19 protein-coding genes and 1 riboswitch are annotated in these 21,860 nt (G+C 70.3%); of the genes, 9 read left to right on the top strand and 10 right to left on the bottom strand.

Going from position 1 to position 21,860, the window contains the following annotated elements; translation table 11 throughout:
• Positions 1–32: 32 nt before the first annotated feature.
• Positions 33–2,069 carry a peptidoglycan DD-metalloendopeptidase family protein gene (locus ACWZJV_RS19005; protein WP_457177853.1) on the bottom strand — a complete coding sequence of 679 codons (2,037 nt, stop codon included), beginning with the start codon at positions 2,067–2,069 and terminating at the stop codon, positions 33–35.
• A gap of 512 nt (positions 2,070–2,581) precedes the next feature.
• Between ACWZJV_RS19005 and sucC the strand changes: the two genes are divergently transcribed.
• From sucC to ACWZJV_RS19020, 3 genes are all read left to right on the top strand, one after another.
• Entirely contained in the window at positions 2,582–3,745 is a 1,164-nt protein-coding gene (gene sucC, locus ACWZJV_RS19010) for an ADP-forming succinate--CoA ligase subunit beta (protein ID WP_396987347.1), read from the top strand.
• Between the two features lie 17 nt (positions 3,746–3,762).
• Positions 3,763–4,659: a succinate--CoA ligase subunit alpha gene (sucD, locus tag ACWZJV_RS19015; protein WP_008364062.1), complete on the top strand. Its 897-nt coding sequence runs from the start codon at positions 3,763–3,765 to the stop codon at positions 4,657–4,659.
• Positions 4,660–4,784: 125 nt separating this feature from the next.
• Entirely contained in the window at positions 4,785–5,576 is a 792-nt protein-coding gene (locus ACWZJV_RS19020; RefSeq protein WP_457177855.1) for a LysM peptidoglycan-binding domain-containing protein, read from the top strand.
• Here the strand turns inward: ACWZJV_RS19020 and ACWZJV_RS19025 are convergent, their stop codons facing one another.
• The gene (locus ACWZJV_RS19025) at positions 5,577–6,248 is read right to left on the bottom strand and encodes a trimeric intracellular cation channel family protein (RefSeq protein WP_008364060.1); all 672 of its coding nucleotides are present in this window, start codon (positions 6,246–6,248) and stop codon (positions 5,577–5,579) included.
• Between the two features lie 91 nt (positions 6,249–6,339).
• A complete protein-coding gene (locus tag ACWZJV_RS19030) occupies positions 6,340–7,050 on the bottom strand; it encodes an alpha/beta fold hydrolase (protein WP_457177858.1) in 711 nt (236 codons plus the stop codon).
• A gap of 147 nt (positions 7,051–7,197) precedes the next feature.
• On the opposite strand from ACWZJV_RS19030, the gene ACWZJV_RS19035 reads away from it, so the two are divergent.
• Positions 7,198–7,866 (top strand): GntR family transcriptional regulator, encoded by a 669-nt coding sequence (locus ACWZJV_RS19035; protein ID WP_457177860.1) that lies wholly within the window; start codon positions 7,198–7,200, stop codon positions 7,864–7,866.
• Positions 7,867–7,872: 6 nt separating this feature from the next.
• Here the strand turns inward: ACWZJV_RS19035 and ACWZJV_RS19040 are convergent, their stop codons facing one another.
• Entirely contained in the window at positions 7,873–8,709 is an 837-nt protein-coding gene (locus tag ACWZJV_RS19040; RefSeq protein ID WP_457177862.1) for a helix-turn-helix domain-containing protein, read from the bottom strand.
• Positions 8,710–8,811: 102 nt separating this feature from the next.
• Here ACWZJV_RS19040 and ACWZJV_RS19045 point away from each other — a divergent pair, with 102 nt between their 5' ends.
• Positions 8,812–9,408 (top strand): NADPH-dependent FMN reductase, encoded by a 597-nt coding sequence (locus ACWZJV_RS19045; RefSeq protein WP_457177864.1) that lies wholly within the window; start codon positions 8,812–8,814, stop codon positions 9,406–9,408.
• Positions 9,409–9,462: 54 nt separating this feature from the next.
• On the opposite strand, the gene ACWZJV_RS19050 is transcribed toward ACWZJV_RS19045, so the two are convergent.
• The 6 genes from ACWZJV_RS19050 to ACWZJV_RS19075 form a co-directional block, all read right to left on the bottom strand.
• A complete protein-coding gene (locus tag ACWZJV_RS19050; protein ID WP_457177865.1) occupies positions 9,463–10,836 on the bottom strand; it encodes a dicarboxylate/amino acid:cation symporter in 1,374 nt (457 codons plus the stop codon).
• Between the two features lie 154 nt (positions 10,837–10,990).
• Positions 10,991–12,505: a hypothetical protein gene (locus ACWZJV_RS19055; RefSeq protein WP_457177867.1), complete on the bottom strand. Its 1,515-nt coding sequence runs from the start codon at positions 12,503–12,505 to the stop codon at positions 10,991–10,993.
• A 1-nt stretch (position 12,506) separates the two neighbouring features.
• The gene (locus ACWZJV_RS19060) at positions 12,507–13,016 is read right to left on the bottom strand and encodes a SigE family RNA polymerase sigma factor (protein ID WP_008364052.1); all 510 of its coding nucleotides are present in this window, start codon (positions 13,014–13,016) and stop codon (positions 12,507–12,509) included.
• 112 nt (positions 13,017–13,128) lie between these two features.
• The gene (locus ACWZJV_RS19065; RefSeq protein WP_457177869.1) at positions 13,129–14,655 is read right to left on the bottom strand and encodes a hypothetical protein; all 1,527 of its coding nucleotides are present in this window, start codon (positions 14,653–14,655) and stop codon (positions 13,129–13,131) included.
• 1 nt (position 14,656) lies between these two features.
• Complete coding sequence (locus ACWZJV_RS19070; protein WP_008364050.1) at positions 14,657–15,160, bottom strand: SigE family RNA polymerase sigma factor; 504 nt, start codon at positions 15,158–15,160, stop codon at positions 14,657–14,659.
• 113 nt (positions 15,161–15,273) lie between these two features.
• Positions 15,274–17,112, bottom strand: a complete 1,839-nt coding sequence (locus tag ACWZJV_RS19075; RefSeq protein ID WP_457177871.1) for a hypothetical protein — start codon at positions 17,110–17,112, stop codon at positions 15,274–15,276.
• 150 nt (positions 17,113–17,262) lie between these two features.
• Here ACWZJV_RS19075 and ACWZJV_RS19080 point away from each other — a divergent pair, with 150 nt between their 5' ends.
• From ACWZJV_RS19080 to ACWZJV_RS19095, 4 genes are all read left to right on the top strand, one after another.
• Positions 17,263–18,522 (top strand): cell division protein PerM, encoded by a 1,260-nt coding sequence (locus tag ACWZJV_RS19080; RefSeq protein ID WP_457177873.1) that lies wholly within the window; start codon positions 17,263–17,265, stop codon positions 18,520–18,522.
• A gap of 10 nt (positions 18,523–18,532) precedes the next feature.
• Positions 18,533–19,144, top strand: a complete 612-nt coding sequence (gene purN / locus ACWZJV_RS19085) for a phosphoribosylglycinamide formyltransferase (RefSeq protein ID WP_457177875.1) — start codon at positions 18,533–18,535, stop codon at positions 19,142–19,144.
• 10 nt (positions 19,145–19,154) lie between these two features.
• Positions 19,155–19,232: riboswitch (ZMP/ZTP riboswitch) on the top strand.
• 30 nt (positions 19,233–19,262) lie between these two features.
• Entirely contained in the window at positions 19,263–20,843 is a 1,581-nt protein-coding gene (purH, locus tag ACWZJV_RS19090) for a bifunctional phosphoribosylaminoimidazolecarboxamide formyltransferase/IMP cyclohydrolase (RefSeq protein WP_457177877.1), read from the top strand.
• A gap of 118 nt (positions 20,844–20,961) precedes the next feature.
• Positions 20,962–21,813 (top strand): calcium-binding protein, encoded by an 852-nt coding sequence (locus tag ACWZJV_RS19095; protein WP_457177878.1) that lies wholly within the window; start codon positions 20,962–20,964, stop codon positions 21,811–21,813.
• Positions 21,814–21,860: the final 47 nt, after the last annotated feature.

The following is a 21,860-nucleotide window of genomic DNA, read 5'->3' on the forward strand; positions in this document are numbered from 1 at the left end:
AAGGCGTGCAGTTGCGCCGACTCGGCTCTGTGTCAGCTCGGGTCGACACCGTGCTCGTTGAGCGCGGCGTCCGGGTCGACGGCGTCACCACCACCGGGGCGGACCTCGACGTGGAGGTGGTTGCCGGTGGAGTTTCCGGTGGAGCCGACGTAGCCGATGACCTCGCCGGGGGAGACCGTCTGGCCGACGGAGACGCCGTAGTCGCTCTGGTGGCAGTACCAGATCTCGGTGCCGTCATCGAGCGTGATGATCGTCCGGTTGCCGTAGGCCCCGCCCCACGCGGTCTCGGTGACCGTGCCGCGGGCGATGGCGTGGATGGGGGTGCCGTAGGGCGCCGCGAAGTCCAGGCCGGTGTGGGTGCTGGCCCAGTTGGAGCCGGAGGAACCGAAGGTGCCGGTGATGCGGTAGACGCCTGCCGGGATCGGGAGCTCCCACAGGTTGGACTTGAGGAACTTGTCCTGCTTGTCCGCCTGGACGTCGACGCCCTGGAGCGCCTTCTCCCGGTCGCTCGCCGCGGTGTCGGCCTCGGAGCGCTCGTCGTTACGGGTCACGGTCGCCGAGCGGTCACCGACGACGACCATGTCGCTGTCGCCACCGAGCGCGGTGGCTCCGACGAGGCGTACGTCGTCGGCGGCGACCATCGTCGGTCCGCCGGTCAGCGCGATGCCACCGATGGCGGCGGCGAGAGCGGCGGCACCAGCGGTCAGCGGGACCGTCGGGCGGCCACCGGCGGCCGCGGCAGCGGCCCGGCGGGTGCGCGGCCGGGTGGGGCCACCGATGCCGACCATCGTGCCGGTGGTCTCGACCGCCGGCAGGTCGTGGAGCTCGGGCCGGTAGGTCGCGATCTCGCTGATGCTCGGCAGGTCGATGCTGCCGGTCTCGGCGCGGAAGTAGGACTCGGCCTGGTGGGCCTCATGGCCGTAGCCGTCGGCGTAGTCGTCCTGGTAGAACGGCTCGGCGGCCTGCGGAGCCTCGTAGTAGGGCGCGTCGGCGGTGTAGGTCTCGGCCGGGAGGTCGATCGCCATCGAGTCGAAGTCGATCTGCTGCGGCAGCGACACCGGCGGGGCCGGGAACGAGGTGGTGTCGATCTTGAAGGAGGTCGGCGGGGCGTCGAACGCCTCCTGGAACCCGCGGGGCTCCCTGACCTCGGGCTCGTAGGCCGGAGCGGGCGCCGGGGCCATCGGGGGAGCCGGGATCTGGCGGGCCTGGCGCACGGCGCGGACCTTGCCGGTCAGCGGTGCGAACGTGTTGGCCATCCGCAGCGGCTTGGGGGTGTGCGTCGGCTCGGGCGCCTGGAACGTCGGCTCCGGGGCGACGGGCGCGGCCGGGGCGGCAGGAACGACGGGAGCGACCGGTGCCACCGGCTCGGGGCGGGACGGAGCCGGAGCTGCCGGGATGCCGCGAGGCGGGGTCTTGGTCGAGACCGGCGTGCTCAGCGCGGCCCTCATCGGCGCCGGCTTGGTCGGCTGCGTCAGGAACTTGGTGAGCTCGGAGGTCGTCATGCCCCCGACGCCGAGGTCCTCGAGCACCTCGGGAGTCACCTTGTCCGGGTCGATGCCCATCGAGGAGAGCAGGTCAGCCAGGACCGGGTCGATCTGGGCCGCCCGGCGCTGCACCGGCACGATCGGCCTGGGCGCCTGCGGGGCGGGCGGCGTCGTCGGGAACGTCGCCGGGAAGGAGGGGCCGCCGTCGCCCTCGACGAGGGCACGCAGCTCACCCGTCGAGATGCGGCCGTCGGTGGCCTCGGTGTCGCGGGGAGACCCGACGACCGGCATCTTGCCGGTCTGCTCGAGGACCACGCGGTTGGGCCGGGCCTTGGCGACCGGCTCTTCAACAGTCTCAGGGGCGGGGGTCGGTGTCGCGGTCCCGACGGCGGGGGACGGCGCGGCGCGCCGCTTCCCGACGTAGGAGGTCGATCCGGTCGCTCGCGGAGCGGGCCTGGAAGCAGGGCTGTCGGTCGCCGGCGCTGCGCGCCGCTTCCCGACGTAGCTGCTGCTCGTGGTTGCTCCGGGGGAAGGGGTGACCGAACGCGGACTGTCACTTGTGACGTCGGCTCGGTGGTTGCCCATCAGTTCATATCTCCGCTGTTCGGGGTCAGACGGCGAGCCATGACTGTAACGGACCGGAGGGCGCGGTCAAGAAATGTGGCACGCCCGTTTCGCTGATTTCACCTTGGGCGAACACGGAACCGGGCGCTGATCTGCGTATTTCCGCCAGACTAGAAACTGGATTGCGGCTTGTTCGTGTCACCCGAAACGCGTGTCTACGGCCGGGTTTGCGTCTCGATACGGTGTTGAAACCCGCCATTCCTCGAGCGGCGGGTCGCGCCGTAGGCGGTCAAACGGGCCTCAGCGGGCAGGGCTACGGACTGTTACTCGAGGTTGCTGATTTGTTGGTATATGTCCGGTGTGTCCGGCCTCTCGCCCCGCTAGTGGCGTACGTCACGTCGTGGCCCCTGGGCTCGTAACCAGGCCGTGACGGGGTCTAGGGTGCAGGACGGACACATCTGAAGACGAGGACGTCGACCGCTGATCCATGCGGTACGCCGCCTCGTACCGCAACACACAGACCAGGTGGATCAGTGGATCTCATGGAGTACCAGGCGAAGAAGCTCTTCGCCAAGCACGGCGTCGCCGTGACCGAAGGTGTCGTCGTCGAGACGGCTGAGGAAGCCAGGAAGGCCGCCGAGGAGATCGGCTTCTGCGTCGTCAAGGCGCAGGTCAAGGCCGGTGGCCGCGGCAAGGCCGGCGGCGTGAAGCTGGCCAAGACCGCGGACGAGGCGTTCGAGCACGCCTCGAACATCCTCGGTATGGAGATCAAGGGCCTCAAGGTCAACCGGGTGCTGATCACCCCGGCGACCCCGCCGGTGGAGGAGTACTACTTCTCCTTCCTGCTGGACCGTTCGAACCGGCAGTACCTCTGCATCGCGTCCGTCGAGGGTGGTGTGGAGATCGAGGAGGTCGCCAAGACCAACCCCGACGCCGTGAAGCAGATCGGCATCGACCCCGGCAAGGGCGTCGACGAGGCCAAGGCCCGCGAGATCGCGACCGAGTGCGGCTTCCCGGAGCCCGTCTTCGAGCAGGCCGTCTCGATGATCCAGAGCCTCTACACGGTGTTCACCGAGGAGGACGCGACCCTCGTCGAGGTCAACCCGCTGGCTCGCCTGGAGGGCGACAAGCTGGAGGCCCTGGACGGCAAGGTGTCGCTCGACGACAACGCCTCCGAGATCCGTCACGAGGACCACGAGCAGTTCGTCATCCGTGACGAGGAGGACCCGCTCGAGGCGAAGGCCAAGGACAAGGGCCTCAACTACGTCAAGCTCGACGGCCAGGTCGGCATCATCGGCAACGGCGCGGGTCTGGTCATGTCGACCCTCGACGTGGTCGCCTACGCCGGCGAGGCGCACGGCGGCGTGAAGCCCGCCAACTTCCTCGACATCGGTGGCGGCGCCAACGCGCAGGTCATGGCCGACGGTCTCGACGTCATCCTGAACGACGAGCAGGTCAAGTCCGTGTTCGTGAACGTCTTCGGTGGCATCACCGCCTGTGACGAGGTCGCCAAGGGCATCGTGGGCGCGCTGGACATTCTCGGCAACGAGGCGACCAAGCCGCTCGTCGTGCGTCTGGACGGCAACAACGTGGACCTGGGCCGCCAGATCCTCAGCGAGGCCAACCACCCGCTGGTCACCATCGTCGACACCATGGACGGCGGCGCCGACAAGGCCGCCGAGCTGGCCAACGCCTGAGGTCAGGAGAGAGAAACATGAGCATCTACCTCAACAAGGACAGCAAGGTCATCGTCCAGGGCATCACCGGCGGCATGGGTGCGAAGCACACCGCCCTGATGCTCGACTCGGGCGCCCAGATCGTCGGTGGCGTCAACGCCCGCAAGGCCGGCACCACGGTCACCCACAAGGACGCCCAGGGCGCCGACGTGGAGCTCCCGGTGTTCGGCACGGTCGCCGAGGCGATGAAGGAGACCGGCGCCAACGTGTCGGTGCTCTTCGTGCCGCCGGCGTTCACCAAGGACGCCGCGATCGAGGCCATCGACGCCGAGATGCCGCTGATCGTGGTCATCACCGAGGGCGTCCCGGTCCAGGACACCGCCGAGGTGTGGTCCTACCTGCAGGGCAAGGCCACCCGGATGATCGGCCCGAACTGCCCCGGCATCATCACGCCGGGCGAGTCGCTGGCCGGCATCACGCCGCACACCATCACCGGCAAGGGCCCGGTCGGTCTCGTCTCCAAGTCGGGCACGCTGACCTACCAGATGATGTACGAGCTGAAGGACTTCGGCTTCTCCACCGCCATCGGCATCGGTGGTGACCCGATCATCGGCACCACCCACATCGACGCCCTCGAGGCGTTCGAGAAGGACGACGAGACCAAGCTCATCGTCATGATCGGTGAGATCGGTGGCGACGCCGAGGAGCGTGCCGCGGCCTACATCAAGGAGAACATCTCCAAGCCTGTCGTCGGCTACGTCGCCGGCTTCACCGCGCCGGAGGGTAAGACCATGGGTCACGCCGGTGCGATCGTGTCCGGCTCCGCCGGCACCGCGCAGGCGAAGAAGGAGGCCCTCGAGGCCGCCGGCGTGAAGGTCGGCAAGACCCCGTCGGAGACCGCTGCTCTCGCTCGCGAGATCCTGCAGTCCCTCTGACGTACGTCAGACCCTGACCGCCCCGCGACCGCAATGGTCGCGGGGCGGTCGTGTTTTCGGGGATTGGTTCGAATGGGCGCGCGTGAGCGTCCGAACGGTTTACTGTGACGGCTATGGCCAAGAGAATGACGCGTTTGATCTCGGGTGCGGTCGTCATCGCTGTTTCAGCCTCGGTCGGGTCGTCGATCGCCGGGTCGGCCCCGGCGGTGGCGGCATCGGCCCCCGGCACGCACCGGAGCGTGGATCAGGCAAAGGCGGAGCGGAAGACGCACACCGTCCAGCCGGGGGAGACCCTCTCCGGCATCGCCGAGAAGTACGGCGTCAAGGTCGCCGACCTCGCGACCTGGAACAAGATCGCCGATCCGGCCAAGATCCGGGCGGGGGCCGAGCTCGTGGTCAGCCCGCCTGCGAAGCCGGCCGAGAAGACCTACACCGTGGCGCCGGGTGACACCTTCTCCGGCATCGCCAAGAAGTTCGGCGTCGACGTGGCCGAGCTGATGGCCCACAACGGCTACGAGGATCCCACCAAGCTGCTGGCCGGGAGCGAGATCAAGATCCCGGCGGCGAAGCCGAAGCTGAAGAAGTACAAGGTCGTCGCCGGGGACACGTTCTTCAGCATCGCCAAGAAGTTCGGCGTCACCGCCGACGAGCTGATGGCGCACAACGGCTACACGGACCCCACCAAGCTGCTCGCCGGCTCGACGATCGAGATCCCGGCCAAGGCGGACAAGCCCAAGCCCAAGCCGAAGCCCCAGCCCGGCACCGGCGAGACGGTCTACACGACGGTCGCCGGGGACACCTGGGCGAGCGTCGCCAAGAAGTTCCGTGTCACCGAGGAGGAGCTGCGGATCTACAACGGCCACCGGGCACCCGACAAGCTGCCTCCCGGCTTCAAGCTCTACATCCCGTCGAGCTGATCACGCGGCTTCGCCGTCGCGCCCGAGGCGTCGCCGGAGGCGCAGCGGCCGCTGCTCGGGGAAACGCCATTCGAAGCGCACGGCGACCAGCCGGACAGTCGCCGTCACGATGACGCAGACCGGGCCCGCCACCGCCACCGGGGTGCCGAGACCGACGAGCACGATGAGGATGCCGGCGCCGGTGGCGGCGGCGACGGCGTACAAGGTCCCCACCTGCAGGAACGAGAAGGGCAGGCTCAGGATGACGTCGCGCAGCATCCCGCCGCCGATGGCACCCACGACCCCGACCACCAGAGCACCGGCCTCACCCGCCCCCAGCGAGAGGGCCTTGGAAGCGCCGATCGCGCCGAACAGACCCATCACGACCGCATCGAGGGCGGTGAGCGTCCAGTCGGCACGCGCCAGCAGAGGCTGGACCAGCATGCCGACGACCGCGGAGGCGCCGGCCACGAGCAGGTACGAGTTGCTCCAGATCACCACGGGCGGCTGATCGAGCAAGATGTCGCGCAGCAGGCTGCCGCCGAGCGAGACGGAGAGGCCGATGACGACGACTCCCAGGACGTCGATGCGGCGGTGGCGCTCGCCCGCGGCGAAGAGAGCGCCCTGCAGCCCGCCGAGGCCGGCCGCGAGAAGCTCGATCCACAGCGGCGCCTGAAGCGTGGTGATCGTCATCGTGTGTCTCCTTCGAGGGGCGGTGCCCGGGCTGCGGCAGCCCAGGCCGCTCCCCGTTGCTTCAGCCGGATGAGCTCAGCGCCCGGGTGGCTCAGCCGGCCGGGATCAGCGCGTGCTCGGCGGCGTCGGCGATCGTGTCGGCGACGACGCCCGACTGGGTGATGTACAACGCGTGGCTCGCGGACACGTTGGTGATCTTGGCGCCCGCGCGGGTGGCCATGTGCTGGAGCATCGCCTGGTCGAACGACTTGTCCTCGGTGGCGATGACGGCCCAGCTCGGCTTGTCGCCCCACGCGGCGTGCGTCACGGGCTCGTCGAACACCGACATGTTGATCGGCACCTGCGAGTCGCGGAGGAACGCGGCGTCCTCATCGCTCGCGTCCGCCGCGAAACCGGCCTTGAACTTCTCGGAGTTGAGGAACCCGTAGCCGTCCTCGCCGACCTCGATGACGAAATCGGGGGTGGGGGCGAAGCCCTCGTACTGCTGCGCGGTGGTCTCGCCCGAAGCCGGTGCGAGCGCCGAGACGTAGACGAGGCCGGCGACGTTCGGGTGGTTTCCCGCCTCCGTGATGACCGTTCCGCCCCACGAGTGACCGACCAGGACGGTCGGACCGTCCTGGTGATCGAGGACCCGCGTCGTTGCTGCGACGTCGTCGGCGAGCGACGTCAGCGGGTTCTGCACGATGCTGACGCGGTATCCGCGGGCGGTGAGGTCATCGTAGACGCGGCGCCATCCGGCGCCGTCGGCGAAGGCCCCGTGAACCAGCACGACGTTCTTGATCTGCTGACCGGTGGTGCTCATGCTGCCGTTCCTTTCGTGTGCCGCGAGGCGGTCCCGCGAGCGGTTGTCGGTGGCGGCGTCCGCCACCAATGTGCAATATATTGCATGCAACAGTCGGAAACAATGTCGGGTTTGCGCCGACCCGGGAAGCCGTGTGCAATATGTTGCATGCCGATCCCCTCAGGTACGCCCGCCGTCGACCGCACCCTCCTCCGGGACGACGTCTACCGACGGCTCAGAGATGCGATCGTCGATGGCACGTTCGGTCCCGGCGAGCAGCTGAAGGACGGCGAGCTGGCGGCGTGGCTCGGCGTCAGCCGCACTCCCGTCCGCGAGGCGCTGCTGCGCCTCGGGGGAAGCGGGCTCGTGGTGGCGCTGCCCGGACGGTCGACGACCGTGAGCACGATCGAGTCGCAGGCCGTACGGGACGCGCGCGACGTGGTGGCCGCGATGCACCAGCTGGCCGCGCGCGAGGTTGCCGGCAAGCTGGGGGAGCGGGAGCTCGATCGCATGCGCGAGGCCAACCGACGGTTCGCGGAGGCGGTGGATGCCGGCGACGTCACCGCGGCTCTCGACGCCGACGAGGAGCTTCACCGTGTCCCCGTGGCAGTCCTCGGGAACCGCGCCATCGAGACGGTCCTCGAGCAGTTCGACCCGCTGGTACGCCGCGCCGAGCGACACCGCTTCGATGCCGACGGCCGGGCCTCGGTCGAGCGTCATGACACCCTGATCGATCTGCTCGCATCCGGCGACGCGGAGGGTGCGGCATCCGTCGCCTACGAGGTCTGGCACAGCTTGTCGGCCGACGACGACGCCGAGAAGAGCGACCGAGGCTGACCTACGTCAGACCGCTCGCAGGGCGCCCGACCGGCGGCGCCGCATCGCGTCGAGGGACTCGGCGGTGGCGTCGTCGGCGGGCATCATCACCAGGATCTGCTGGTTGTCGGCGGCCGGGAGCTCGAGCTCCTCGACCTGGAGCCGCAGCTCGCCGGCCTCGGGGTGGCGCCAGCGCCACACCCCGCCGTGCGGCTGCTCGTGGCGGTTCAGCCGGCCGGTGAACTCGGGCCCCGCGTGCTCCGAGATGGCCTCGATGAGCCGGCGTGAGGCGCCGGCGGTCGGTCCGCGGTAGAGGTTGGTGACCCGGTCGTCGGCGACCCGGTCCCAGTCGGGGAACGCCTCGCGAGCGCGCGGGTCGAGGAAGACGTACCTCGTCAGGTTGGGCTCGGCCTGGTCCAGCAGGCCGAGCGGCCGGGCGAGCGCGTCGAACCCGGAGGTGTGGGCGAGCAGGTCGCCGAGCCGGTTGGTGAGCACCGCCAGTCCCGGCTCGAACTGCTCCACGACGGCGCGGGCGCCGGAGCGTACGTCGCGACCCGTGGAGTACGGCCCGAGGCACTGTCCGCTGGAAGCCATCGCCAGCGCGCGCAGGTGCTCGTGGGCGGTGGCGTCGAGGCGGAGCGCGTCACCGATCGCCCGGAGGACCTGGGGCGAGGGGTGGCGGTCGCGGCCCTGCTCGATCCGGACCAGGTATTCGACGCTGATCCCTGCCAGCGTGGCCAGCTCGGAGCGCCGCAGGCCGGGCGCGCGGCGGCGTACGCCGACCGGGAGGCCGACGCTCTCCGGCGTGGTCTGGTCCCGGCGGTCCCTGATGAACGAGCCGAGGGCTCCCGGGTTGGCAGGCATGGCGCCAAGCCTACGGCGGGGCCGGGTGGTCAGGGTGGCCCTGGCGGGGCCAGCCTCGGCTCGGTCTCCCGCCACCCGCTGATCCGCGTGAGCCTGGATGACATGAACGAACCACTACGTATCGCAGTCATTCTCGCCAGCGTCCGGGAAGGTCGCGGCGGCCCGATCTTCGGCTCCTGGATGGCCGAGCAGGCCGAGGCGTACGGCGGTCTCGACGTCGAGCTGATCGACCTGGCCGACCATGAGATCCCGTTGTCCCTACCCGCCGAGTCGCCGAAGATGGCCGGCGCCGACTATCCACGGCCGGAGGGTCAGGGCGACCTGACCGCCGCCCTCGAGGCCGCCGACGGCTTCGTCATCGTCACGCCCGAGTACAACCACAGCTACCCGGCCTCGCTGAAGTCGGCGCTGGACTGGCACTTCACCCAGTGGCAGGCCAAGCCGGTCGCGCTGGTCTCCTATGGCGGCGACAGCGGCGGCCGCCATGCCGCCCTGCACCTGGAGAACGTGCTCACCGAGCTGCACGCCCATCCCGTGCAGGCCCGCCTCGCCTTCCCTCGCTACTGGGAGCGGCTCGACGAGAACGGCCGACCCGACGACCCGGACTCGGCCGTCTACGCCAAGGCGATGCTCGCTCAGCTCGCCTGGTGGGCCGAGGCCCTGCGGACGGCCCGGTCCACCGCCTCCTACCCCGGCTGAGACGACAGCGCCCCGGCAGCCACAGGCTGCCGGGGCGCTGAAGCCCACGAATGATCAGGCGGCGACTGCGTCCGCGGGCTCCTCGTCGGCCAGCAGTCCTTCCGCGGAGGCGGAGCGGTAGCGGTCGATGTCGAGGATGCCCTCCCGCTTGGCGACGATCGTCGGCACGAGCGCCTGGCCGGCGACGTTGACGGCGGTGCGTCCCATGTCGAGGATCGGGTCGATCGCGAGCAGCAGGCCGACACCGGCCAGCGGCAGGCCGAGGGTGGAGAGGGTGAGCGTCAGCATCACGACGGCGCCGGTCAGCCCAGCGGTCGCGGCCGAGCCGACGACCGAGACGAAGGCGATCAGCAGGTAGTCGGTGATGCTCAGGTCGATGCCGAAGATCTGGGCGACGAAGATCGCCGAGATCGCCGGGTAGATCGACGCGCAGCCGTCCATCTTGGTGGTCGAGCCCAGCGGGACGGCGAAGGAGGCGTACTCCTGCGGGACACCGAGGTTCTTGACCGTGACCTGCTCGGTCACCGGCATCGTGCCGACCGAGGAGCGCGAGACGAAGGCGAGCTGGATGGCCGGCCAGGCGCCGCGGAAGTAGGCGATCGGGTTGAGGCCGTGGACACGCAGCAGCACCGGGTAGACCACGAACAGGACCAGGGCCAGGCCGACGTAGACGGCCACCGCGAACCAGGCCAAGGAGCTCAGCGAGTCCCAGCCGTAGGAGGCGACCGCGTTGCCGATCAGGCCGAGGGTGCCGATCGGCGCCAGCCTGATGATCCACCACAGCACCTTCTGCACGATGGCCAGGAAGGAGCGGTTGAAGGCGAGGAACGGCTCGGCCTTCTCGCCGGTCTTGAGCGCCGCGATGCCGATGGCGAGCGCCACCACGAGCACCTGGAGCACGTTGAAGCTCAGCGCGGTCTCCGCGACCGGGCTCCCGCCGACCTGCTCGACGCTGGTCGAGGCCTGGAGGCCGAGGAAGTTACCGGGGATCAGGCCCTGCAGGAAGTCGAGCCATGACGCGGAGGCACCGGCCTCGGCGGCGTCCGCGGTGCTGACGGCGGTGTTGCTGCCCGGCCGGAAGAGCAGCCCCAGGCCGATGCCGATGGCGACCGAGATCGCCGCGGTGACGGCGAACCAGAGCAGCGTCTGGCCGGCGAGCCGGGCCGCGTTGCTGACCGTGCGGAGGTTGGCGATCGAGGCGATGATGGCCGTGAAGATCAGCGGTACGACGACGGCCTTCAGCAGCGCGACGAACGAGCTGCCGATCGTGGCGAGGGTCGTCGTCAGCCAATTGGCCTCGTCGCCGGCCCCGGGCCCGATCGCTCGCGCGATGGCACCGAGGGCGACGCCGAGAGCGAGGCCGAGAATGATCTGGACCGAGAAGGACGGAAGCGGCAGCCGCCTTCTGGTGGTGGGGGCGGTGGACACGAGAGGGCTACTCCAGGGTTGATGCGGGTCGGGCTCTGTGGGTCCCGAACGCCATGGCCAGTACGTGTCTTCCCTGCGTGCGCGCGTTGTGACAGGAGTCTCGGCGCTAAGTCATGAAAGACGATCGACCATATCGTATTCAAGAGGAGCGCCGTCAGCGCAGATCGCTGATGCCGGCAGTCACCGCCGCCTTCTCGATCGCCAGGATCCGGTCGGGCCAGGAGTCAGGCTGGTCGGGCTGGTAGCACGGGTCCTCCTTGTCGCCGGTGCTCGGCGGGCACGGACCAGCGGACTCGGCGTAGCCGACCAGCACCAGCCGGGTCTCGTACTCGGCGACCAGCTCCGTCTCGAACCAGATGCTGTCGTTGCCGTCCGACCCCGGATACGTCGCCTGCGACCGCGCCGCGCGCTTCGGCCCGGCATCGAGGTCGGCGCTGACGTCCCTGGGCAGCGCGGTGACCTCGGGGTCGACCCCGAGCTTGTTGGCCGGGCAGACCTCCATCCACTCCATGACCTCGTTGTACGCAGCACCCGCCGCGTTCACGTCCGAGAACTCCAGCACGGCCACATGCACCTGGCCGACCATGGCGCGATCGGTGTCCCAGCGGTAGTCGGCCGCCACCTTGGCTGTGGCGCCGAGGGTTGAGAGCCACTCCTTCTGACAGGCCAGGGTCGGCACGTCGGGGGTGGGCGTGTAGCGGTTCCAGCCGAGGGCGCTCTCGAAGCGGTCGAGCGCCGGCAGCTCGCCGGCCGCGACCAGGTTGGCGTCGCCGAAACGCTCCTCGGTCGGGGAGCCGGTGGCCGTCGGGTCGGCGGCCGGATCGGTGGACGGCTCGGCCGGGGGCGTGGCGCCGACCAGCCGGTTGGCGGCGTTGGCCGCGGAGGTCTGCAGGGTGGTCGGCGAGACGTAGTCCTGGACACCGCGCTTCCGGGTCATCACCAGCACCCGGTCCTCGGCGGACACGACGGCCGTCGCGACCTCCCAGACCGCGTTCATGTCCGGCTCGTCGGAGGAGTACGTCACCACGTCGATGCTGCCGCTGGAGATGACGTCGCCCTCGACCGGCAGCGTGCCGGCCAGCTCCGCGCCATCCACGCCGGAGCACGAGATCGCGGCGTCGGAGAGGTCGATGCTCACCTTCTCGGCCTCGTCGGCCGAGTCGAACTCCCCGACGACGGCGTTCAGCGTGCCTGCCGCGTCCGCCATCTCCGCACCGGGCTTCGCGACGAAGTCGCGGCGGAACGTCGTCGTCGCACCGGAGTCACCCAGCGACTCGGTCAGGCATTCGTTGTAGGGGTCCGTGCCCTCGCCGTCGTAGGTCTGCTCCTGGACCCACGCCGGATAGGGGTCGTCGGCGACCAGGTCGTCCTCGGTCGGCAGGTTGGCGCGGGTGAGATCGGACGGCGACACGGAGTCCGCCGCGCTGGACTCGGCCGCACTGATGCTGTCGCTCCGTGCCGGGTCGACGCCCTGATCGCCGATCCCGGTGGAGAGGAAGATGACCGGTCCGGCGACGATCGCGGCGACGGCAGCCGTGCCGGCGGTGACGACGGCACGGGTGCGCCGGCGGATCTGGTCGCCTCGCCTCCGGGCCTCGGCAGCGGAGCTCATCGGGGCTCCGGGGGAGTCGGCGCGGAACTGGTCCAGGCGTGAGATCGGGTCACTCATCTCAGGCCTCCTTCCAGACGGCGCCGGCGCCGGGATTGTCCTCGGCGAGCAGTTCCGCGAGGGCGGCTCGTCCTCGGGCCAGGCGGGCCTTGACGGTGCCTGTCGGGGCGCCGACCTCGGCGGCGACCTGATGGACCGGCAGGTCGGCGATGTGGTGCAGGACGATGGCCTGGCGCTGCGCCTCGGGAAGCTTCTTCAGGGCCGCGACGAGAGCCACGTGGGCCTCGTCGACGGCCGGCATCTCGGTGCGAGCGCCGACCGCCCTGTCGGCGGCGCGGCCTGCGTACTTCCGGCGGCGCCAGCGGCCGACCGCGAGGCGGTAGGCGGTGGTGCGGACCCAGGCCTCCGGGTAGTCGACCGAGGACATCTTGCGCCGGTGCGCCCAGGCGCGCGCGAACGCCTCCTGCACGCACTCGGCCGCCTCGTCGAAGTCACCGATCATGGCGTACAGCTGAGCACACAGCCGGCGGTAGGACGCGTTGTAGAGCGCGTCGAACTCGTCCTCGTCCATCGTTCGCCTCCCCGGCTGGCTCTGCCTGGCGCGTCCCCTGACGCCTGCCAGAGCGTCAGTGTCGGCGGTGACGGGCGTGACCGTAAAGTTCAATAGCACCTGGGTCCCCTGATCAGCGCAGGTCCACGACGGCCTGGCCCACGGTGGCCTCGACGGTCTGGGCGACCCGGTTGTCCCACTCGGTGTAGTCCGAGGCCTCCTCCGGCGGGCAGGCCCGGGTCGGCGGGCACGGACCACCGGCCTCGGCGTGGGTGACCAGCACCAGCCGGGTCCCGATCTGAGCGACGGTCTGGTGGTCGTACCAGGTGGCGTCGCAGTTTCCGTCACCGCAGTCACCGGCGTACTCGGCGAGGGTCTGTGCGGCGCGGTCGATCGCGGGGGTGGAATCGATCTCGATGGACTCGACCGGACCGGCCGTGAAGAGCTTCGCGTCGGCCATCGTCGCCGGGCAGCCGTCGAGCCAGCCGTGGACGGTCTCGTACGCCGCGTCGGCGGCCGCCTTCGTGGCGAACTCCAGCACCGTCACGTTGACCTTGCCGATCTCGCCCGGGTTCTCGAGCCGGAACTCCCGGCTGACCGACTCAGCGGCCTTCAACGAGGAGAGCCACGCGCCCTGGCAGTAGAGGGTCGGGGTCGGCTGGGCCGCGACCTGCTGCCACGTCGCCGACGACTCGCCCTCGAGCGGCAGCGCCGGCAGCGCCGCGGCCGAGACGAGTTGGGCGTCGCCGAGGATGTCGGCGGGCGGAGGCGAGGACGGCGGGTTCGACGCCGGATTGGACGCCGGCGACGACGTCGATGCGGCCGGCGGCCGGGCACCGACCATCCGGTAGGTGGCGTTGACGGCGGAGGTCCGCAGGTCGGTCGGCGGGACGTAGCTCTGCACGCCACGCTTCCGGGTCATCACCAGCACCCGGTCCTCGACGGTCACGACGGCCGTCGCGACCTCCCAGACCGCGTTCATGTCGGGGTCGTCGGGCTGGTACGTCACCACGCTGATGTCCCCGGCCGAGGCGACGCCGCCCTCGACCGGCAACGAGCCGGCGGTCTCGGCGTCGAGGGCGGAGCAGTTCGCTGCGGCCTTCGTGATCTCGGCGCGGGCCGCTTCGGCCTCCTTGGCCGACGAGAACTCGGCGACGACGGCCTTCAGCGTCCCGGCGGAGTCCGAGAGCTCCTCGCCGGACCGGGGGAGGAAGTCGCGGCGCACCGCAGCGGTCGCCCCCATGTCCCGGAGCGACTCGGGCAGGCACTCGTTGTAGTCGCTCTTGCCCTCGTCGTCGTACGTCTGGTCCTCGACCCACCGCGGAGCGGGCTCGTCGGCGACCAGGTCGTCCGCGGTCGGGAGGTGGGCACGGGTGAGGTCCGCGGCCGGCGCCGAGGACGACGGGCTCGGCGCCGTGCTCGGTGTCTGGCTCGGCGCCGGGGCAGGGTCCGGCTCGGTGGCCCGCTCGCCGAACCCGGCGGAGAGGAAGATGATCGGCCCGGCGACCACCGCGGCCAGGGCTACCGCACCGGCGGTGACGATGGCGCGCTGGCGGCGTCGGATCTGATCACCCCGTTGGCGTACCTCGGCTGCGGACTTCATCGGTGCTCCAGGGGTGTCGGCGCGGAACTGGTCCAGACGCGAGATCGGATCACTCATCTCAGGCCTCCTTCCAGACGGCGCCGGGTGTTTCGTCGGCGAGTAGCTCGGCCAGCGTGGCTCGTCCTCGGGCCAGGCGGGCTTTGATGGTGCCGGTGGGGGCGCCGACCTCGGCGGCCACCTGATGGACCGGCAGGTCGGCGATGTGGTGCAGGACGATGGCTTGGCGCTGGGCCTCGGGGAGCTTCTTGAGCGCGGCGACGAGGGCGACATGGGTCTCGTCCACGGCCGGCATCTCCATCCGGATGCCGACGGCTCTGTCGGTGACCCGGCCGGCGTACTTCTTGCGGCGCCAGCGGCCCACGGCGAGGCGGTAGGCGGTGGTGCGGACCCAGGCTTCAGGGTAGTCGACCGTGGACAGCTTGCGCCGGTGCGCCCAGGCGCGGGCGAAGGCCTCCTGGACGCACTCGGCGGCCTCGTCGGAGTCGCCGATCATGGCGTACACCTGCGCGCACACGCGGCGGTAGGACGCGTTGTAGAACGCGTCGAACTCGTCCTCGTCCATCGCTTGCCTCCCCCAGACTGGGCCTCGCCGATCTGGCCCTGCGCCAGCCTCGATCAGTCAGATGCACGAGAGGCAGGTCCGGTTGCATCCGGACGAGAAATACCGAGAACTGCTCAGAGGTAGTCGAGGCGGTACGCAGCGCGCTTGGCGAGCGCGACGAACTCGGAGTTGCTGATGTCGGCGTCACCGTCGGGCACGAAGCTCATCTGGGCGACGTTCGCACCGCGCCGGATCGCGGCCATCCGGTAGTAGATCGAGGTGTTCTCGAGCTCGACCCGGATGTACCACACCGTGATCGCGCCGTCCTTGATGGACTCGGTCGCGAGCTGGGTGACGTGGCTGCCGAGCTGCTTGTCGCTGCACTTGTCCAGCCGGCCCTTGATCGCGACGTTGAACGCCTGCGCCTCCTTGGCCGAGCCGAACTTGCCGACGGTCTCGGTGAGCCCGAAGATCGGGGCGAGCTTCTTCTTCGTCTCGGGGATCACGAAGGAGCGGGTCTGGGCGCCGGACATGCCCTTGGCGTTGAACTCGGTGTTGTCGCAGCGGGTCTGGGCCGGGTTGGTCTTGGCCGCCTTCGCCTCGGTGCCCTCCCAGGGGTCACCGATCGTGCTGACCGGCGGAAGATCGGTCTCGTTGATCAGTCCCGGCGCCTTGCCGGTCGGGATCGGGACCACCGTCGCGCGCGGCCGCTTGGTCTCCACGCACGCACCCGCGCCGGGCATCGAGCAGAGGTTGTGGACCGCGGTGCCGAGCATGGTCGAGGTCTTGGCCGCGGTGGTGCTGGACTTGCCCTCGGTCTTCACGGTCACCGCGGCGGTGTGCCGGCCGGTGCGCGCGACGCCGTAGGTGACCGCCCGGCTGTTCTCCCAGTCGCGGTAGGTGAAGAGGGTCGCCTCGTCGCCGATGCCCTGGACCGTCTCGGTGAACATCAGCTGGTAGCGGGGCTCAGCACATGCTGCGTACCACCCCTGCATCTTCTTGTACGCAGCAGCCGCCGCCTTCGCGTCGACGGACGACTCGATCGTGGTGCCGGCGGTGGTCGCCTTCGCCTGCGCGGTGAAGGTGCGCGCCAGGCTCGCCACCGGCCGCTTGTCGGCCGAGGTGTCGGCCTGGCAGGGGATGGTGAGGCCGGTGCCCTCGAGGTTGTCGGAGGAGATGTCGACGGCCCAGGTGCCGCCGTAGATCTTCGCCACCTCGTCCTCGGTCATCAGGTCCTTGGCGGTCAGCTTCTTGCCGGGGATCTGGCTCGGCTCGACCTCGAACTCCTCGGCCGCCGACTGCATCGAGAGCGTGTTGAGCCGGGGCTCGGTCTCGGCGTCCTGGGTGACGAAGAAACCGGTGCCGACCAGGGCGGCGACGGCCGCGACCGCGCCGATCGCGGTGTGCACCCGGCGGCGTACGGCACCGGCGGTGGTGATCGTCGAGGTCTTCGGCCAGGGCTGCTCGGTGAGCACGTCGACGAGCGGGTCGAAGATGGACTGCAGCTGCTCGGGCGCGATCCCGAGCTCGGCGCAGATGGCGGCGTTGGCGCCCTGCAGGTCGGTCTCGGTGCGGCTGATCGGGGTGCCGACCTCGCGGGCCAGCTGGGCCAGGTCGACGCTGGTGAGGTGGCCGAGCAGGAAGACCTTGCGGTCGTGGAGCGGCAGGCTGCGCAGCGCGGAGAGGGTGCTGCGAGCCTCGGGAGCGATCGTCTGGTCGCGGTGGAGCAGCGGCACCGAGTGGTTGCGGATCGCCTTGGACCAGGCGATCGGGCGCACCCAGTCCTCGCGCTCGAAGTCGTCCATCGGCTTCACCTTGCGCCAGTGGTGCCAGGTGATGACCAGCGCGCCGCGCACGGCGGCCTTGGCAGCCTCCAGGTCCCCGGTCAGCGACCAGGTTTGGAGAAGGAGGCGTCCGCGGACGTCCTGATAGAACGCCTCGAAGGTCTCGTGGTCTGCCGCGGTCATGCCCATGTCAGCGGTCAACTGTAGGTGATTCGGTCGAATGAACGGCAATACCCGCAGATGCACAGGCGGGTATCAACCGCTGTGACCAAGCCGGGCACGGGCCGTGGCGGCGCGTCGCCGAGATCGAGCCGACGAGGGTTGCGAGGATGAGTGGCGATGTCTTCGCTGCTGCCTCCTCGCACCCCCGACGGGCGAGTCGCGGATGATCTCCACGATCTCCGCCACCGCCGCCCGCTGGTCGCGGTCGCCCTGCTCGGCGGCGTCGGCACGGCCGCGTCCACGCTGGTCGTGTGCCTGGCGGTCGGCATCCTCGGCTGGTTCATCAGCGACATGGGAGCCCACGGCGAGCCCTCGGACGCCCTGCGTGTCGCCGCGCTCGGCTGGCTGCTCGGCCACGGGTCCGGCGTCCTCGTCTCCGGCGTGGCGGTCACCGTCGTCCCGCTCGGCCTCACCCTCGTCCTGGCCTGGGTCATGTGGCAGGTGGCTGTCCGGGTCGGTGACGCGGTCTCGCTGCACGGGCCGGACGCCAACGCCCTCGCCGACGGCGAGCGTGACCTGACCGTCCCGGTCGTGGCCGGGCTCTTCACGCTCGGCTACACCGCCACCGCCCTGGTCACCGCGAGCATCGCCGGCACCCCGGCCACCGCGCCGAGCATCGCCGGGGTCTTCGCCTGGTCGGTCGGGCTCTGCGTGGTCGTGGCGCTGCCCGCGATCGCGGTCGGCTCCGGCCGCGCGGCGCTGTGGATCACGCTGCTGCCGCGCGCTGCCGTGGACGTGCTGGTGATGGTCCGCTCGATCCTGCTCTGGTGGTTCGCGGTCAGCACCCTGGTGTTCTTCGCGGCTCTCTTCACCGACTTCACCACCTCGGTCAACGTGGTCTCCCAGCTCCACCTCGACCTCGGCGGGATCATCCTCTACTCGCTGCTCGCCGTCCTCGTGCTGCCCAACGCCGTCCTCTTCTCCAGCGCGTACGCCCTGGGCCCGGGCTTCTCGGTCGGCGTCGGGACGACCGTCACCCCCACGGCGGTGACCCTCGGTCCGCTGCCGATGTTCCCGATGCTCGCCGCGCTGCCCGACAACGGCGCCCCGCCCGCCTGGGTCGCCGCCGTGATGGCGCTCGGCCCACTCACCGCCTTCTGGGCCGTCTGCCGGGTCAGCCGGGTCCGGCCCACCCTGCGCTGGTCGGAGGGCGCGCTCCGCGGCGTCAGCGCCGGAGTCGTCGCCGGCCTCCTTGTCGCGATCCTCTCCGGCATCGCCGGCGGCGCCGTCGGCCCCGGCCGGATGGCCGACGTCGGGCCGTACGCCGGCCAGGTGCTCGTCAACGCCATCGCCTTCTTCGGCCTCGCCGGTCTCCTCGCCGGTCTCACCATGACCTGGTGGCACCGGCGTTCCCTCCCCGCCGCCCCATCCGCCTAGAGTTCGCAGCATGTCGCTGCGTCTCGTCGTCCTCGTGTCCGGCTCGGGCACCAACCTCCAGGCTCTTCTCGACGCCTGTGCGTCCCCGGAGTACGGGGCCGAGGTCGTCGCGGTCGGGGCCGACCGCGACGGGATCCAGGGGCTGACCCGGGCGACCGACGCCGGCATCCCGACGTTCGTGCACCGGGTCAAGGACTTCGGGTCGCGCGAGGAGTGGGACTCGGCGCTGGCCGAGTCGGTGGCTGCGTACGAGCCTGATCTGGTGGTCTCCGCCGGCTTCATGAAGCTCGTCGGCGCTGCCTTCCTCGACCGGTTCGGCGGGAAGACGCTCAACACCCACCCGGCGCTGCTGCCGAGCTTCCCGGGGATGCACGGGGCGCGGGACGCGCTGGACTACGGCGTGAAGGTGACCGGGGCGACGCTGTTCATCGTCGACGCCGGGGTCGACACCGGGATGATCATGGCCCAGGTGACGGTGCTGGTGGAGGACGACGACACCGAGGAGACGCTGCACGAGCGGATCAAGGTCGTCGAGCGCTCGATGCTCGTCGAGTCGGTCGGTCGGATCGCCCGTGAGGGCTACACCGTGGACGGCCGGCGGGTTCGATTCGGGCGCGCCTGAACGGTTAGAGTGACGAGCACACGACTGGCGCAGGTGGGGGACCACCGGGGAGTGTAAAGAGACGGCATCGACCGCCTGGGTGCCCCTCATCGAATTCATCGACCGATGAGGAGTGGCTGTGCAGGACAAGATCGCCATCAAGCGGGCCCTGGTGTCCGTCTACGACAAGACCGGTCTCGAGGACCTGGTCCGGGGGCTTCACGACGCCGGCGTCGAGCTCGTCTCGACCGGCGGCTCGGCCAAGCTGATCGCCGACCTCGGCCTGCCGGTGACCAAGGTCGAGGACCTGACCGGCTTCCCCGAGTGCCTCGACGGCCGCGTGAAGACGCTGCACCCGCGCGTGCACGCCGGCATCCTCGCCGACCGCCGCCTGGAGTCCCACGTCGAGCAGCTCAAGGAGCTCGAGGTCGAGCCGTTCGACCTGGTCGTCTCCAACCTCTACCCGTTCGTGCAGACCGTCGCCTCCGGCGCCGGCCCGGACGAGGTCGTCGAGCAGATCGACATCGGCGGCCCCTCGATGGTCCGCGCCGCCGCCAAGAACCACCCCTCCGTCGCCATCGTGACGAGCCCGGAGCAGTACGCCGACACCCTCGCCGCGCTCGCGGCCGGCGGGTTCACCTACGCCCAGCGCAAGGCGCTGGCCGCGGCCGCCTTCGTGCACACCGCGACGTACGACGTCCACGTCGCCTCCTGGATGGGCAACGTGCTCACCGACACCTCCGACGGCTCGGGCTTCCCGGCGTGGGCAGGTGCGACCTGGGACCGCCAGGCGGTGCTGCGCTACGGCGAGAACCCGCACCAGCCGGCCGCGCTCTACCGCTCGGGCTTCGGTCCGGGAGGCCTGGCTGCCGCCGAGCAGCTGCACGGCAAGGAGATGTCCTACAACAACTACGTCGACACCGACGCCGCCCGCCGCGCGGCCTACGACCAGGGTGACCAGCCGACCGTCGCGATCATCAAGCACGCCAACCCGTGCGGTGTCGCGGTCGGCGCGGACGTCGCCGAGGCCCACCGCCGCGCCCACGAGTGCGACCCGGTCTCCGCGTTCGGCGGCGTGATCGCCACCAACGTACCGGTCTCGAAGCAGATGGCCGAGCAGGTCGCCGAGGTCTTCACCGAGGTGATCGTCGCTCCTGGTTATGAGGACGGCGCCGTCGAGATCCTGCAGGGCAAGAAGAACATCCGCATCCTCGTGGCCGAGCCGCTCGCGACCACCGGCGTCGAGACCCGGCCGATCAGCGGCGGCCTGCTGATGCAGCACACCGACACCTTCCAGGCCGAGGGCGACGACCCCGCCAACTGGACCCTGGCCACCGGTGAGGCCGCCGACGAGGCGACCCTGGCCGACCTGGCGTTCGCCTGGAAGGCCGTACGCGCCGCCAAGTCCAACGCGATCCTGCTGGCCCGCGACGGTGCCGCCGTCGGCATCGGCATGGGCCAGGTCAACCGCGTCGACTCCTGCCGCCTGGCCGTCGAGCGAGCCAACACCCTCGCCGAGGGCACCGAGCGTGCCCGCGGCTCCGTCGCCGCCTCCGACGCCTTCTTCCCCTTCGAGGACGGCCCGCAGATCCTGATCGACGCCGGCGTCAAGGCGATCGTCCAGCCCGGTGGCTCCATCCGCGACGAGCTCACCATCAAGGCGTGCGAGGCGGCCGGGGTGACGATGTACTTCACCGGCACGCGCCACTTCGCGCACTGATCCTCCCTTCGCAGCCGATCCTGCAACCGTCGGGTAACACGGTGCGGGATCGGCTGCGTGCATACGCCCCGGGGTTTACTGTCGGGCTGCCTCAACGCCCGAAAGAGAGAACTGCCGAATGATTCGCCGTGCCGCCGTAGTCATCACCCTCGCAGCCGCTGCTGCCGTCCCCGTCGGCTTCGCGCTCAACTCGGCCAGCGCCGCAGCGACGTGCGACGGGAAGGCCGCCACCATCGTCGGCACCAGTTCTGCGGACAGGCTGGTCGGCACCGCTGGGGTGGACGTGATCGTCGGGGGTGCCGGCAACGACGTCATTCTCGGCAAGGCGGGCAACGACATCGTGTGCGGTGGCTCGGGGGACGACACGATCCGCGGCAACTTCGGCAAGGACCGGATCTTCGGCGGACTCGGCGCGGACAAGATCGACGACTCGACGGGCCACGAGGGCGTCGACCGACTCTTCGGCGGTCCCGGTGACGACACGGTGTTCGGTCAGACGGTGGGCGACGTCGTCTATGGCGGCGACGGACGGGACTGGATCCATCTGTGGGGCGGCGAGGGCCACGGCGGCCCGGGTGCTGACGGGATCGGCGTCACCAAGGGGAAGGGCTATGGCGACGGGGGCAACGACAAGCTCGGGCCGTATGGCGACGGCGTTCGACTTGTTGGTGGCACCGGAGCGGACACCCTTCTCTTCGGGGCCGCCGACACCGGCGGTGCTCGCGTCGACCTCGCGGCGGGCACCGGGCGCACGCTGGTGATGCCCGGAACGACGGACTATGGGGCGTACGAATTCACCTTCACCAGCCTCGAGAACTTCGACGGCACGGACTACCGCGACATCGTCTACGGAACGGCCGGCGCCAACGTGCTCGACGGCGACGGTGGCCGGGACACGGTCTACGGGCGCGCCGGCACCGACGCCTGCCGGGCCGAGGTCAAGTACGGCTGCGAGCGGCTGATCCCCTGACGCGCGTGGGCCTTCGCAAGGCTCGGGTCGAGCGAGCCTAGGATGGT

The organism is Nocardioides sp. WG-D5 (assembly GCF_054031175.1).